This window comes from Paenibacillus sp. FSL H8-0261 (assembly GCF_045040645.1).
Lineage (GTDB): Bacteria > Bacillota > Bacilli > Paenibacillales > Paenibacillaceae > Paenibacillus_AQ.
The window spans coordinates 1,282,910-1,298,137 of record NZ_CP150297.1; the positions used below are offsets into that span (position 1 = coordinate 1,282,910).

General features: G+C 45.2%; 14 protein-coding genes. 3 read left to right on the forward strand and 11 right to left on the reverse strand.

Annotated elements, in window-relative coordinates; genetic code table 11:
• Window positions 1-47: 47 nt before the first annotated feature.
• The 7 genes from MHI27_RS05565 to MHI27_RS05595 all read right to left on the reverse strand — a co-directional run bounded on the left by MHI27_RS05565 (window position 48) and on the right by MHI27_RS05595 (window position 7,328).
• Window positions 48-1,265 carry an SLC45 family MFS transporter gene (locus tag MHI27_RS05565; RefSeq protein ID WP_076283990.1) on the reverse strand — a complete coding sequence of 406 codons (1,218 nt, stop codon included), beginning with the start codon at window positions 1,263-1,265 and terminating at the stop codon, window positions 48-50.
• Between the two features lie 17 nt (window positions 1,266-1,282).
• The gene (locus MHI27_RS05570) at window positions 1,283-2,011 is read right to left on the reverse strand and encodes a glycerophosphodiester phosphodiesterase (protein WP_405175780.1); all 729 of its coding nucleotides are present in this window, start codon (window positions 2,009-2,011) and stop codon (window positions 1,283-1,285) included.
• Between the two features lie 157 nt (window positions 2,012-2,168).
• Window positions 2,169-3,035 (reverse strand): STM4011 family radical SAM protein, encoded by an 867-nt coding sequence (locus tag MHI27_RS05575; protein WP_405175781.1) that lies wholly within the window; start codon window positions 3,033-3,035, stop codon window positions 2,169-2,171.
• Window positions 3,032-4,381 (reverse strand): STM4012 family radical SAM protein, encoded by a 1,350-nt coding sequence (locus MHI27_RS05580; protein WP_405175782.1) that lies wholly within the window; start codon window positions 4,379-4,381, stop codon window positions 3,032-3,034. Before MHI27_RS05580 ends, MHI27_RS05575 begins: the two co-directional genes overlap by 4 nt.
• Window positions 4,382-4,403: 22 nt before the next feature.
• The gene (locus MHI27_RS05585; RefSeq protein WP_405175783.1) at window positions 4,404-5,186 is read right to left on the reverse strand and encodes an STM4013/SEN3800 family hydrolase; all 783 of its coding nucleotides are present in this window, start codon (window positions 5,184-5,186) and stop codon (window positions 4,404-4,406) included.
• Complete coding sequence (locus tag MHI27_RS05590; RefSeq protein ID WP_405175784.1) at window positions 5,186-6,523, reverse strand: STM4014 family protein; 1,338 nt, start codon at window positions 6,521-6,523, stop codon at window positions 5,186-5,188. Before MHI27_RS05590 ends, MHI27_RS05585 begins: the two co-directional genes overlap by 1 nt.
• Complete coding sequence (locus tag MHI27_RS05595; protein WP_076301062.1) at window positions 6,483-7,328, reverse strand: STM4015 family protein; 846 nt, start codon at window positions 7,326-7,328, stop codon at window positions 6,483-6,485. The genes MHI27_RS05590 and MHI27_RS05595 overlap by 41 nt, the downstream gene beginning before the upstream one ends.
• Before the next feature lie 269 nt (window positions 7,329-7,597).
• Here MHI27_RS05595 and MHI27_RS05600 point away from each other — a divergent pair, with 269 nt between their 5' ends.
• The 3 genes from MHI27_RS05600 (at window position 7,598) to MHI27_RS05610 (ending at window position 10,271) form a co-directional block, all read left to right on the forward strand.
• Window positions 7,598-9,073 (forward strand): amidase family protein, encoded by a 1,476-nt coding sequence (locus MHI27_RS05600; protein WP_405175785.1) that lies wholly within the window; start codon window positions 7,598-7,600, stop codon window positions 9,071-9,073.
• Between the two features lie 36 nt (window positions 9,074-9,109).
• Window positions 9,110-9,643: an NAD(+) diphosphatase gene (locus MHI27_RS05605; RefSeq protein ID WP_405175786.1), complete on the forward strand. Its 534-nt coding sequence runs from the start codon at window positions 9,110-9,112 to the stop codon at window positions 9,641-9,643.
• An 82-nt stretch (window positions 9,644-9,725) separates the two neighbouring features.
• On the forward strand, window positions 9,726-10,271 hold the full coding sequence (locus MHI27_RS05610) for a GNAT family N-acetyltransferase (RefSeq protein ID WP_405175787.1): 546 nt from the start codon (window positions 9,726-9,728) through the stop codon (window positions 10,269-10,271).
• Window positions 10,272-10,387: 116 nt separating this feature from the next.
• Here the strand turns inward: MHI27_RS05610 and MHI27_RS05615 are convergent, their stop codons facing one another.
• From MHI27_RS05615 to MHI27_RS05630, 4 genes are all read right to left on the reverse strand, one after another.
• Window positions 10,388-12,076 carry an alpha-glucosidase gene (locus tag MHI27_RS05615; RefSeq protein WP_076301066.1) on the reverse strand — a complete coding sequence of 563 codons (1,689 nt, stop codon included), beginning with the start codon at window positions 12,074-12,076 and terminating at the stop codon, window positions 10,388-10,390.
• Between the two features lie 37 nt (window positions 12,077-12,113).
• Entirely contained in the window at window positions 12,114-12,935 is an 822-nt protein-coding gene (locus tag MHI27_RS05620) for a carbohydrate ABC transporter permease (RefSeq protein WP_405175788.1), read from the reverse strand.
• Entirely contained in the window at window positions 12,932-13,798 is an 867-nt protein-coding gene (locus MHI27_RS05625) for a carbohydrate ABC transporter permease (RefSeq protein WP_042185429.1), read from the reverse strand. The genes MHI27_RS05620 and MHI27_RS05625 overlap by 4 nt, the downstream gene beginning before the upstream one ends.
• A gap of 82 nt (window positions 13,799-13,880) precedes the next feature.
• Complete coding sequence (locus MHI27_RS05630) at window positions 13,881-15,140, reverse strand: ABC transporter substrate-binding protein (RefSeq protein ID WP_405175789.1); 1,260 nt, start codon at window positions 15,138-15,140, stop codon at window positions 13,881-13,883.
• Between the last annotated feature and the right edge of the window lie 88 nt (window positions 15,141-15,228).

The following is a 15,228-nucleotide window of genomic DNA, read 5'->3' on the forward strand; positions in this document are numbered from 1 at the left end:
AGACTGCCGCTATTTTTATTGGACTAACTATTCCCTTTGAAATGAAATTATGCGCCAGGCGAATGAATGCTGTTAGTCACATCCTTGCGGCCTTTCATGAGGAACAAGCAGACAAGAGCAACTGCCATACTAATCGCCGCCACGTAGAACAGGATCGAGTAATCAAAGATATCAATCATAAGTCCCAATAGTGGAGGCGAACTGATGGCCGCAAGGGAAGAGACGAGATAATACATCCCTGTTCGTGTACCAATGCTCTCTTCTGTCCCTGTTGCCACAACATAAGGATAGGAATTGATATTAATACAAGCCCAGAAGACTCCACCTAGCAACAGTAACCCTCGAAGGAGCAATAAGTCCTTTGCAAAACCGACGAGAGCAAAAATGGTCATTAGTCCGCATACGCCGATGATGATCATTTTTTTCTTCCCGAATCTTCCGCCCAGCCAACCGCTCGGAATGGCGAACAGCACAAAGGCCAAAGAGAAGAAAGTGAGCGAGAAGGAGGCCGCCTGTTCGCTTAGGCCGAGATGATGTTTGCCATATAAGGTAAACAGTGTCTCAACGCCTTGATATGCTACGAACCAGAAGAAAATCGCCGCTAGCAAAAATACTGTGGTACGGTCAAGCTGACTTCGAAAGGAAATACGAGAGGGCTTGGTGGCAGTAGCTGCTTCTGAAGGAAGCTTCATTTGTACGTTTACGCCGTCCCGATTTTCTTTAATGAAGCGTGATACGATAAACATACATAATAAGGTAATCAGTCCAGCTACGATAAACGGAAGTGCTGGATTGGATTTATACAGGATCGAACCTACGCCAAAAGCGAGAATAGAACCGAACCCACCCATGAAATTAATCAGCCCGTTGGCCTTTGTACGCTGCTCTTCTGGCGTAATGTCCGGCATAAGGGCGACGGTTGGTGAACGGTATAAGCTCATGGCCAGATTCATTAGCATCATAAACAACAGAAGTGTAAATAGTCCGGTATGAAACGGAATCAGCATGGTTAGTACGGCAGCGAAAGGCATACCGATCATAAGATAAGGCATTCTGCGTCCAAAACGCGAGGTAGTGCGGTCACTACGGTTGCCAATCCAAGGCTGCAGGAATAAGGCAAAGTAATTATCAATCGTCATCAAGAAGCTGATAAGTGCCACACTATGTACGTATTTTTCTAGAAAAAAGGGTACAAATGCGTTATACAGACTCCACGTAATGCTGATGCTGAAAAAGCCGAATCCGAGCAACCAGACTTTTTTCACACAGTCACACTCCCTTATTATTTAGCTAGAAGCCCAGCCAGCACATCTGGATGATCGGTAATAATACCTGACACTCCAGCTTCGATTAAAGCCTTCATCCGCTCTGGATCATTAATGGTCCAAGGATGATAAGCGATGCCATGTTTAGCTGCTTCTTCGACGAATTCAGGAAGTACTGCTTGATGATAAGCATGTAGTGCGTTTGCGCCAAGCGTAGCTGCATAATCCCAAGGACGATACAGACCTTCCCCGTATAGAATTCCTGTCTTGATCTCAGGTGCGATCGTTTTACTGTGAGCTAGTGAATAATGGTTGAAGCTCGAAAAAATCACGCGATCGCTCATCTTGAAATCCCGTACAGCCGCGATAACCTTTTCCTCCATACCCGGGTAAAAGAAAGTACCATTTTTAAACTCGATGTTCAGTACTGTATCTCGACCTTGCAGCAGATCTAACAAATCTTCTAGCAAGGGGAGTTTCTCGCCTTTGAACTCGGGACTGAACCAAGAGCCCGCGTCCACTTCCAGAATCTCTGCAAGGGTTTTATCCTTCACATAGCCACTTCCGCTTGTCGTACGGTTTAGGGTTTCATCATGAATAAGAACAAGCCCGCCATCCTTTGTCATTTGTACATCGGTTTCAATCCCGGTTGCACCTAACTCAAGACCTTTGCGGAACGCTGCCATAGTATTTTCCGGACACACTGCCGATGCGCCGCGATGCGCAAAATTAATAATGTTTTTCATCAGCTATTCATCCCTCCAACTTAGTGTTTGCTGTCGCCCTGTAGACGAGGGCTACTTTTGATATTCCACACGAAGACAAGAAACCCTGTCTAGAAATACTGACAGGGCTCTATTTCTTGAAATTTAACATGCAGTTAACCTTACAGCAATTCTCGCTTCAATGATTCATAGCACCATAAGGAATCCGTTCCAGCAGACCTGGTCCATAGATGTCTTGCAGCTTCAGCTCTGGCATATGAATATAACCGATATAACAATCGCATACCTTCATTCGGCAGGCTCTTACAGCGGATAGGCCTTCCAAGCCATCGCGGTAGAGATTGCCTATGACACCTCTGTCCTTATAGCAGCGTTTCACCAGTCCAGCGCCTTGTACATAAAAGACTTCATTTCCAGCATTGCAGGTTTGACCAAGGCTCTCGTAATCCATAGCATTCACAGCAAAATGCGGATCAATTTTGCTAAGAATGGAAAGATCCTCGGCAGTATAGTAATCCGGTTTATCTTTATAAGCATTGACCCATAGATATACACTCTCCGGTAATGCTGCGCGAAGCGAGGCTATAGCAGGAAAGGCGCTGCGGATCCCAACGCTCCCTACACTGAAAGGCACATTATTCTCATACAAAGTCATGCATTGCGTTAGAAACTTATCCTCGCTCACCTGTCCGGGGTGGTAAGTAGCCCAAAAGGCAGCCTTGTTTCGATTCAGCTTATGAATGAAGTCAAGATTTGCTGAAAGGTTCGTCTGAATCGCTACCTTCTCCACATGCTCCATATTGGAGAGCAAGACCATCGCTTCTTTGTACCAGCGATGAATCAGCCCTTCGCCATAAGGATTGAAAAAGATAGACAGCCGATGGCCCGCTGTACCTTGCAGAGAGACCCACTCGACAAAGGTTTCCAATCCTTGTCGATCCTTCGCGAGAGTGGCTGCGCTGTCTCTTGTTTTGCCGAAAGGACAGTAGGGGCAGTCATAGTTGCAGGAGGTGAGAGACCCACGGTAGTAGAGGACCGCATTCATGGCAATACGAACCTTTCCATCTGCTCTCGTATCTCTCCTGAAATAAACCAATCACCGATGGAATCGGAGTAGCCCATGCCTTCAGTAGTGAGGCGTAATACTCCATCTTCTTCTTTCCCTAAGCCGGTATGAAGCAGGTTAGACAGTTCAGGATAATCACTCCAGAGTGAATTTCCGAAGCGCAGACTATAATCTTCAAGCCTCAGACCTTCACTATGTAAAATCGCCTTTAGAATAAAGCGGCGCGTCTGTTCTTCTAGACTTAGCACAATTCCGTAATCTGCCGTATCGTAACGATCTGCACTGACGTAATCGGCAATAATGCTCTCGGTTGCTTTACGGCTCACCCCATAACGGGAAGCGTAATGCACATTGCGGGTATAGGACCTAGCCCCGCAGCCTAGCCCGACCATTCCTTCTTCCTGGCAGCTGTAGTCAAGAATGCGTTTATCCGTTCCTGCGGTTTCCTTGGCGAAACGGCGCATGGAATATTGGCGATAACCTCTGGCTTTAAGCAGCTGCCCAGCGGCCTTGTAGCAGTCTAGGCGAATATCTTCCTGACGCTGGATATCATCAGGCTTTACGATGGTATGCTCACGGGTATAGAGCGGATAAATAAAGATTTCCTCAGGATCATAGCTAAGCGTCTGATTTAGCGAATACAGCCAAGAATCGACGGTCTGCCCTGGAAGACCATAGATCAGATCCAAATTCAGAATGGGAAAATCATATTTTCCCAGCAGCTCCAGTGCGCGATACACCTCATCCGGATTTTGTGGGCGATAGATGGCCGCCGATTCAGCTGCGACAAAGCTTTGAATGCCCATGCTGACCCGATCCACCGTATATTCTTTTAGAATATTCAGCTTCTCTTCGGTGATCGTCTCCGGTGAAGTTTCCACTGAGATGGAGGCTGAGCTCGTATCCAGTCCCATCGTATCAACGGCAATGTGGAACAAACGGCGCAGTTGATCTGCCGCCAGTAATGTAGGCGTACCCCCACCAATCGCGAAACGGGCATACGGCTTATGTTTGGTGAACGCGGCCCACTGCTTGGCTTGACGTTCTAGCGCGTCTACGTATGTAGCGTGAACATTCGCGCGTTTATCAGGCAAGGTGAACAGGTTGCAGAATCCACAGCGAGCACCGCAAAACGGGATATGCATATATAGAAAAAAAGATTCTGCAGGCTCATCTCGCCATAAGGATTCTAGTGGTATCGGAGGCTGTAGATCCCTGTAAGCTGTTTTGTGTGGATAGGAATACAGATAAGATCGGTAAGGGTTAGCAGTAATATTGTCTTTCCATTGGTGAAGCTCTTCTAAAGAGAAGGACGATAACGTCATAACAGTTCTCCATCCTTTCCTTTTATAAAATAAATTCCCGATAAGGGACGTTCCATACGGTCTCGTGAGCCAAGCGATGCCCCTGATAGCCATCTTCGCCAAAAGCGGTTCCATGATCAGAAAACGCCAGACAGAAGGTAGGATTACCGCGTTCCCGGAAGGCATCGAATAATCGGCCCAGTTCACCATCCACATATCGGAGTGCGGCGCGCTGGCTGTCTACGGAGTCCTTTTTAGCACCGGGTATAAAATAATGATTCGGCCCGTGGATGGCTGAGACATTGAGGAACATGAACAATCTTTGTTCGCGCGGAGTATCCTTCAGCAGCTTCAAGGCATGATTCACCTGATGCTCTGTGGAACGCGGATTGGTGACCCCGAACGTCATCCGCCAGTAGCTTTGCTGGAAATAGCTTGGTAACACACGAGCGAGTGGATTTTTTTTGGTGAAAAAAATAACGCCCCCAATACAAACCGTACGGTAGCCCTCGGCAGCAAGCCCGGATACGATATCGGGTGTATCGAACAGCCAGGTATGGGGATGCGTCTTCATTCCGGTGTTTCGGGAATGGAACATTCGGATATGTTCCGTCTTATCCGTTGTGGCTGGAGTAGGCAAAAAACCACCGAAGAAGGCGTGATGAGCCGCATAGGTAAAGCTGCCTGGGGAATGTCTTTTCTCCCATGATCCGGTTCCGCACAAGTTCGGGCAGTTTGATTCTTCCATAACAGCAGCATCATAACGAAGAGTATCGAGTGTGATCATAAGAATGTCATGAGTGCCGACGATGGTGTTCATATCCATTAAGATAATCCTTCCTTTATAAGCGGTGTGGAGGGAGGTGTGATATAGTCTCTAGCCGACAATACCTTCATTTCCCATTCGTAGGTGCTGCAGCCGCGGTATTTCACATCGTACAGCAAGTCGCCAAATGGATTGACATCCGCGACAAAACATTGCTGTGAACCCTCGGATACGAGTACATCGATTCCGGCTACCCCGGAACGGGGAAAAGCAGCCAGTGCTTGCACAGCGGTATTCCGCACCTGCTCCTGTACGGATTCAGACAGACCGGCTTCCGAAAGAGACATCCGCTGGTTGCGTAAATGCAGATTCGTAATTGGTGTAGGGCTGACCCGAGCAACCGCGTGGCAGGCCTCGCGGAGAACGACTAGCTGGCGAATATCGAATGCTTTTCCCTTAAGCCCCGCTTTAGGGATCCATTGCTCAGCATAAGCACCGTGCTGGTAGATCCAGTTCATAATTCCCGAGATTGTGGCGGTATCCGTGTACCGTCGCAGTTTACCGGAATTATAGTAAATGGGTGGTCGAGTGATGTATTCCTCGACCCCCACTGTTGTTAAGGCAATTTCGGCACCCGTCACAGGATGGATTTGATAGGCGATCACTCCAGAAGCGGCAGAACCAAAGGCCAGCTTAATGAATACCCGGTGCATGCGCCGGGATAACATCATCTCCCGGAGAGAGTCATAATCCATAGGCTGCTGATCTTCGCCTACTGGGCGAGGGATTGGAATCCCTGCCTCGCTCAGAATCTGTTGTGTCTGGCGTTTATCGGTCATGGCCGCAATGTCAGTAGGGTCATTTAACCACAGCGAACCTGGACACGCGGTGTTAGCCTCTCGCTGTAGTCTAGCCAGCATTCGGCAGTAGCCACGGAACCATTGTGATGGATGATGCAGGACACCTTGCATTTCCTTCAATTGACGAGCTACCTTCACGCGGAGTGGTCGCGGATCAGGTCTATCGGCGAAGGGATGAAGGGAATCGTCCATATCATCCGAATCCGGTGCACCCAGAGCGATAATGGCTCGTTCTATCTCGAAGCTGCTGCCAGGCGATTCCAGTCTCAGTAGCGGGGGAGCTGCACTGAGATCTACTCCGTTATAAACGGAGGACTGACGGGATATCTGTTTCTTCTGCTCTTCCATAAGATCACCTAACGATCTTCCTTGCAGAAACTCAGCGTACGATAAAATAATGGCAGGGGGCATTCCAAGATCGGAACGCGCTTGCTGGATGCCGCTAGTCCGTTTATCACCGGGAATACCGATAACGATCATCGGCCTCATGAGAGGCTCACTCTGTGATGGAAGGATAACGCCAGTCTTCCTCATCATCGCTTTCCTGCTTGTCGCTAACATCAACAGGCAATCCACTTTGCTTCCAGCGGGTAATCATCTCGTCAGACATATAATGATGGCTTAGGTTTAATGCTTTTAATTTTTTGATTCTGTCGCTGGCTAGAAGCAATTCTGCCCCCTCATCGCTTAGGGTACCGAGTGATAGATCGAGCGTATCTAGCTGATCCAGAATAGGAGCATTTGCTAATGCACCTGCGATCTCATCTTGGATCTGGCTATTTTTTAAACCTAGATAAGTAAGCTTAGGGAACTTTCCTACTTCTATAAGAGGGAGAAGATCTACTAGGCTGCCGTCAAATCCGTAGTTATCTACGCCGAGATATAACTCCAGCTTGCGCAAATTCGGCAATTGGCTAGTTGCAATCTGTTCAAGAACGGCTTTACCTAAGCCTCCACTTATAATAATCAGTTCTTCTAGCTTGTCGTGTTTGAGTCCTGAGAGGCTCAGCTCATTCCCACCTTGAATCGTGAGTGACTGTAGCTCTGGAAAAGCAGGGAGCAACGGCGATAGATCACTTTGGGTAATCCAAGAAATCTCGCATTCCTCATAGCCCATCTCGCCTATGAAAAGCTTGCGCAAAGCAGGGAAACTAGCACTATGCGTAACCAGTGACTCTACAACTTCTTCTGAACTATTTTCGTAGGCTTGCCCCCAATCACCGATAATTAGACTTGTCAGCGAAGAACTTTCAGGGCTGCTACTAAGTTTCTCAATTTCAGTGCCAATTCTTTGGCCTTCTTCGAATTCGTCGTATCCGATACTAAGCTTTACTTCCGTCATGGGCATTCCCTCCCGGAAAAATTTAACTTCGAAAATACCCTATCATCTGTAGCCGAGGGAGTCAAATCACAGGTTTAAATAATTATAGTCAAATTCGTCATGTCCTTGAGCTAATCATTTATGGTAGGTTTATGCTAGGGAGAATTACATTATTTTGAAATATAAGAAAGTATACGTTTCACACTATACTTTATCCTTATATTTCTCGCTAAACGCTTACCGTTCTTATAAGGACGCCGAAGGCGATTATACTTGAAGGAGCTGTTCTGATGAAGATCAAAATTCAGGAATGGATAATAGAAGCGGATATTGCAAAGCTGCAAGCGGCTATGGAAGCAGGCGTAGTCAGCTCAGAAGATTTGGTAGCAGCCTATTTGGAACGGATTCATAAGTACGATATAGACATAAACGCAATCTTAGAAATCAATCCAGAGGCTAAAGACATCGCTAGAGCACTGGATATTGAACGTAAGGAACAAGGAAGTCGGGGAAGTCTACACGGTATTCCTATATTGTTGAAGGATAATATAGATACTGCGGATGAGATGCATACGAGTGCTGGGTCAATAGCTTTAGCAGGATCATTCGCGGCAAAAGATTCCTTCGTAGCTGCGAAACTTCGGTCGGCAGGAGCTGTTTTGCTTGGAAAGGCGAATATGTCGGAGTGGTCTAACTTTATGTCTAGTTCAATGCCAGCTGGGTATAGCTCCCGGGGAGGGCTAGTGCTGAACCCTTACGGACCTGGGAGCGTATTTGTCAGCGGATCTAGTTCTGGACCTGCGGCAGCTATTGCGGCGAATTTGGCAGCAGCATCGATCGGAACGGAAACCGCGGGATCAATTGTTGGGCCAGCCTGTCAGCATGCTCTCGTCGGGATCAAACCAACGGTCGGATTAGTCAGTCGTACTGGAGTGATTCCTATTTCAGTTAGCCAAGACACTCCTGGACCTATTGCTAAAACGGTTACGGATGCGGCGATTATTTTGGGGGCATTAACGGGAGTAGATGACAAGGATGAAGCAACAATATCGAGCGAGAAGCATGCTTTTATGGACTATACTCCTTTTTTAGATAAAAGCTTTATACGGCAAGCAAGAATAGGCATCCCGCGGCATTATTATAACCATTTAGATGCAGAGCGACTTTCAATTATGGAAGCAGCTATCCAGACTTTGAAGAATGAAGGGGCTACGATTATAGATCCGGTTACGCTTTACGTTGAACAACAAAACTGGAATAATGATGTGATCTGTTATGAATTTAAAAAGGGGCTCAATGCGTATTTATCTGGGGTAGATGATTCCGTTCCGATTCACTCTTTGCAAGAACTGATAGCGTATAATGAGATCCATGCTGAAATCGCATTACAATATGGGCAAGACACATTAACTAGGTCAGAGGAAGTAACTTTAACCGAAGAAGAATATCAGCAAAAGAAACAAGAATACAGAAAGCTAGCGCTCGAGCAAGGAATAGATTACGTGTTGGAACAATATAGTTTGGATGCATTATTACTGCCAGGTGATGTAGATGGTATGTATATTGCGGCACGCTTGGGGTATCCGTTAATTACCGTTCCGGCAGGGTATGTAGAACAGGGCATTATTGATGCTGATGGTGATCCTACTCGGGGGCCCTTTGGTGTAGTTTTTTCCGGAAAAGCCTATAGTGAGCCTACGCTCCTATCCATAGCCTATGGGTTTGAACAAGCTACGCAGCATCGTGTTCCACCGCAACTGGAATAGGTATTGACTACTTTATTATAGAAGGAAGAGATCAGCTTGAAATATTGTCTAGAGTGTGGAACAGCGTTGGTAATGAAAGAAAGCGATGGGGAAGGGCAGGTACCTTATTGTAATGCATGCGAAACGTTCAGATTCCCTATTTTTAGCACGGCGATCAGTACAGCAGTATTAAATCGGGATATGAATAAGATTCTATTGATTCAGCAGTATAACCGACCAGATTATATATTGCTTGCAGGGTACGTGAATAAAGGTGAAGATGCGGAAACCACACTTATTCGTGAGGTAAAAGAAGAGGTAGGAATGGATATTGTAGCTTATGAATATATGCGCAGCTTGTATTTCGCACCTTCTAATACGCTGATGCTGAATTTTATAGGTGTTGCAGATACGGAGGACTTAAGTCAGGTGAGTGCTGAGGTAGATCATGCAGAATGGTTTACTTTGGAAGAGGCCGCCAGTGCTATTAAAAAGAATAGTCTAGCCGAAACCTTCCTGTTGGCGATTATTGAAAAATTGCATGCAGATCAGGTACAGGTAAATCCAGTGTCGGTAGGAGGAACAATGTAAGATGATAGTATATAGCTTTCAGCGGAGAATATGAGTTTGGCGATGCCGATGGTGCAGGAGATTCTGGAGCGGAGGTAAAACAATGTTTAATCAAGAGAAAAGAACAATGACGACCGAAAGATTGATTTTGAGACCCTTTGAATTATCTGATGCAAAACGTGTTTCTGACCTCTGCAATAATTATAATATCTACAAAAGTACGTTGACTCTACCTTATCCATACACTATCGAATGTGCAATATCATGGATTGAAGCTCATGAAGAGAATTTTATCAATAATATGTATTATGAGTTTGCGATTACTGATAAAAGTACAAACGAGCTTTATGGAGCTATAGGACTGACAAATAAGCAAGCACACAGAAATGGTGAAGTTGGATATTGGATCGGTGAGGAATATTGGGGGAAAGGATACGCGACTGAAGCAACAAAAGCGATCATTGCGTTTGCTTTTTCAGAAAAGCATTATCATAAAGTATTTGCAAGACACTTTGCTTCAAATCCCGGCTCTGGGCGGGTGATGCAGAAATGTGGAATGGTGGAGGAAGGCATATTCATGCAACATATCTATAAAGAAAATAAATATGATGACCTTATTCATTATGGAATTATAAACACTGAAGGTTAAGCTACATAAAGTGAAATTTAAAGTTTTTACAAGCATATAGGAAAACAAAAAGGAGCCGAAGGGCTCCTTTTTATAGTTCTACCATTGACCTTTGCTGACAGATCGGATGGATTTTATTATTTAAGCTTATATACACGAGCTTCATAAGGACGAAGCTGAATTGTGTTTAGTTCTTCTTCTGGATTTACTTCGTAGTTGGCAATAAGCAATTCCTTCGCTTGGAATTTCACAGTAGAAGGAAGTTCGAAAGTCGTAGGCTCTCCGAAGAAATTCAATACAACCAGTAGCTGTTCTTCTCCAAGAGTACGTAGATAAGCGTATACCTGCTCATTCTCCTCGGCCAAGATTGTATAGTTTCCGTATACGATAATCTCATGCTGCTTACGCAGTTCAATTAGCTTCTTATAGTAGTGGAAAATAGAATCGGGATCAGCCAGTGCCTTCTCTACGTTGATATCTTTGTAGTTAGGGTTCACAGCCAACCACGGATTGCCGGTAGTGAAGCCTGCCTGCGGTTCCGAGTTCCATTGCATCGGCGTACGGCCATTGTCCCGACCTTTGATGTAAATGGAATTCATGATTTTTTCTTCCGAGTGTCCGGCAGCCAAGTATTCCTTATACATATTTACAATTTCAATATCCTTGTAGTCATCGATGGAAGCAAATTGTACATTTGTCATGCCGATTTCTTCACCTTGATAGATGTAAGGTGTACCTTGGAGCGTATGAAGCAGTGTTGCTAGCATTTTGCCAGACTCTTTCGGGAACAGCTTATCATCACCAAAGCGGGATAGCATACGCGGCTGATCATGGTTGTTCATATACAAGCTGTTCCAACCCTTACCGTCGAGTGCGACTTGCCACTTGGAAATAATGGACTTAATGTCCGCCAGCTTCCAAGGTTGTACATTCCATTTACCTCCAGGACCGGAATCGACGTCCATGAGCTCGAAATGGAATACCATGTTCAGCTCGTTACGATCCTCGGAAACATACAGTGAAGCTTCTTCTGGAGTGACATTAACGGCTTCACCCACTGTCATGATATCGTACTTGGATAGCACCTCACGGTTCATTTCCTGCATATACTCATGTACGCGTGGACCGTTAACGAAATAGTCTCCACCGAAGTGGTACGTAGGCTGTTCTCCGTTACTTTCCCCAGAAACGCTAGGTAATTCCGGTACTTTGGAGATCAGGTTGATTACGTCCATGCGGAATCCGTCAATTCCTTTATCCAGCCACCAGGTCATCATATCGTAGATTTCCTTGCGGAGCTTTGGATTGTCCCAATTTAGATCGGGTTGTTTACGGGAGAATAGATGGAGGTAATATTCCTCTGATTTCTCATCGTATTCCCAAGCTGATCCACTGAAGAAGGAGCCCCAGTCGTTCGGCGGCTGTCCGTCTTTACCCGGACGCCAGATATAATAATCACGATAAGGATTGTCCTGCGATTTGCGGGACTCTACGAACCAAGCATGCTCATCTGAGGAATGGTTGACCACAAGGTCCATAATCAGCTTCATGCCACGGCTGTGAAGACCAGCAAGCAGTTCCTCCCAATCGGAGAGCGTTCCGAAATCATCCATAATACTTTGATAATTACTGATATCATAACCGTTATCGTCATTAGGCGACTGGTACACTGGGCACAGCCACACCACGTCGACACCAAGATGATTTAAATAATCAAGTTTCGAAATAATCCCTTGCAGATCACCAATACCATCCCCGTTACTGTCTTTAAAGCTGCGGGGGTAAATTTGATACACTACGCTTTCTTTCCACCATTTTTTATCCAAGGTTGTAATCTCCTATCTCTATATAGATCTTACTATTTTATTTAATGGATCCTGATGTAAGTCCGCTGATAATCCATTTTTGTGCGAACAAATAGACGATGAGCATCGGGGTTAATGCGAGCAAATATGAAGCGAAAGCTAAGTTGAAATCTGTACTGAACTGTCCCTGGAATACATATTGTACCAGCGGAAGTGTGTAGGAATCCTGATCGCCGAGCAGAACCAGCGGTAACATAAAGTCATTCCAAGTGGATAGACAAGACAGGATACCGATCGTTGCACTAACAGGAGCAAGAAGCGGAAAAATAATCTTCCAGAACGTTCCGAAGGTTGATGCACCGTCTACTGTAGCCGCTTCTTCCAGTTCATACGGAATGGAACGGATATAACCGGTGTAAACAAACACGTTAAAGGCCAGACCATATACGACGTATAGAATAATAATCCCTACAATGTTGTTCATGTGCAGATCCGTAGTCACTTTGACCACAGGCAGCATGATAATCTGGAAAGGGATAAACATTGCGCTGATAAAATAGAAGTACAGCACTTTGAAAAATCTTCGCTTCATATTACGTGCAATAGCATAGGTTACCATGGAGTTGGTAAGCAATATGAACACGACTGTTGTAATGGTAATCACGGTACTATTTCCTAATGCATTGAAGAAATTCGTTGCTTTAATCGCATTGGAGAAGTTCTCAAAATGCAGGCCAGTTGGCAGCGAGAAGATTGATTGAGCCATTTCCTCGGGATTCTTGAGTGCGATGGCAATGGTCATGTACAGCGGAAACAGGATCAGTATTGAGCCTAGGGCGATAAGAATCGTTACAGGCCAGTTGGTTGATTTTTTGATCATAAGTCCATCTCCCGTTTCTGCAGAAATTTAAGCTGAAGGGCGGAGATAACGACAATCACGATAAAATAAATCACGGCGTTCGCCGATTGATAGGCAAATTCTCCGCCTTGGAAGCCGCCTGTGTAGATTAAGTGGGCAATGGATTGCGTTGAACGACCTGGACCCCCGCCTGTCAAGGCAACGATTTGGTCGAATACCATTAGACCGCCCTTCATCGCGAGCACCATATTGATGGTGAAGAAGGAAGCAAGCATTGGAAACGTAATGCTCCAGAATTCTCTCCAGCGGCTAGCGCCGTCCAGATTGGAAGCTTCGTAAAGATCATGAGGAATGGTTTGAAGACCCGCCAGATAGAGAATCGTGTTATAAGCAATCCCCTGCCAAACGGCTACAATGACGATACCGATCCAAGCCCAGTCGGAGTTACCGAGAATGTTCTGTGATAGGAATTCGCTGCCGATTTTCGCACCCCAAATAGGGAATACATTAGCGAACAAGTAGTTAAAAATAAAACCAACAATCAATACGCTGAGGATATTCGGCAAGAAATATACGCCACGGAAAAAGTTTTTAGCTTTAATTTTGGCGTTAAGTCCAAGCGCAATCAACAAGCTGATGATATTGATAAGAATAGTGGTTAGAATGGCATATTTAAAAGTGAACACATATGAATTCAACACATTTTCATCTTGAAAAATGTTAATGAAGTTCTTAAATCCTACGTAATCAAAGCTGTCACTAAAGCCGTCCCAGTTCGTGAACGAATAATATATACCCTGGATTGCAGGAAAGGTATGGAAGGCAAAGAAAAGAAGTAATGCCGGTATAGTCATCAGATAAAAGGCGACTCGGCGTTTGGCCATCATGTAATCCTCCTCATTGTAAAAGCGAAAGAGAAGAGGGGAAGCCCCGTTCTCTTTCGCGGTTCATGTTTGTCTGATCAGTTTATTTCCGGTTAGCTACTTTATCCCATTCCTTATCAAGCTGTTCTAGGTAAGCTTTAATGTCTTTCTTTTGCAAGAAGGATTGGTTGATGGTATCCACTTTCATCGCACTTGGGATGTAGTGGTCAGCAAAGTCAGCCAAGTTGCCAGCGGTAAACGCTTCTTTGAAGCCATCCATCGTTGGATCATCTTGTGTTACACCTTTTACAGCTGGGAATGCTTTTTGCTCATTGATGTATAGGCTAACATTCTCAGGTTGAAGCAGGAAGTCTACGAATTTCTTTGCTTCTTCTTTATGTTTAGTGTTCTTGGAAATCGTCAGCAACGTATCTACGCCAGAAATGACTTTGTTATCGGCAGCATCATTTGTTGCTGGGAATGGGAATACGCCAAGTTCAATGGATGGATTGGCTTTCACGATTTCTGGGATCGCCCATACGCCTTGCAGGTACATTGCGGATTCACCTTTAGCGAATGCTGTGTTTCCGTCATTGTAACCTTTACCAAAAATATCTTTTTGTCCGTATTCCGTCAGCTTAAGCAGCTTTTCAGCAACCTCGTTAAAGCTGTCTGCGAAGGTTACAGTGCCTGCCGCACGCTCCTTGAAGAAATCATTCCCTTTAATGATCGTGGAGAGGGAGTTGAACGGCGTAAGTGTTGTCCATGAATCCTTCAGTGTCAGGTAAAAAGCATTTTTACCGCTGTCCTTGAACTTTTGAGCGACAGCCATGAACTCATCCCAAGTAGTTGGAACAGTAACACCGGCTTCAGCGAACATCGCTTTATTGTAAATGACACCACTTGCGTTTGAAGAGAATGGAAGACCATTCAGTTCGTCCGAACCCGTCAGGTCTTTCAGCATTTGAAGATATGCTGGCTGGATATTCTCAGCGAGTGGATCGCCTGTGAAATCTTCAAAAAGACCGCTGCCAGATAACGTCTTGTAGGTGTCAGTTGCTCCGATTCCTACCACGTCAGGAATATCTTTCTTCGCTGCACGAGTTTTCAATACGGTTTCAGCATCTGGCGGGTTAACCTGTGTGACAACAATATTTGGATTGGCTTCATTGAATTTCGCAACCAGCTTGTCGAAGGTGGCTTTGGCTTCGGTTTTATTTTGGAAAAACTCGACTTTTATCTTTTCACCGGAGGAGGCATTTCCACCACTATTTGCGCTGTTGTCAGCCGCATTGCTACCACAGGCACTAAGTACGGACATAGCCAGTACGCTAACCACTACGGGTTTGATTGTTTTTTTCATGATTAAATCCTCCTAATAATTTGTTGGTATTATGAACATGTAAGAGATTAAACATGTACGTAAATGAAAACTAATTGATATTCTGCTA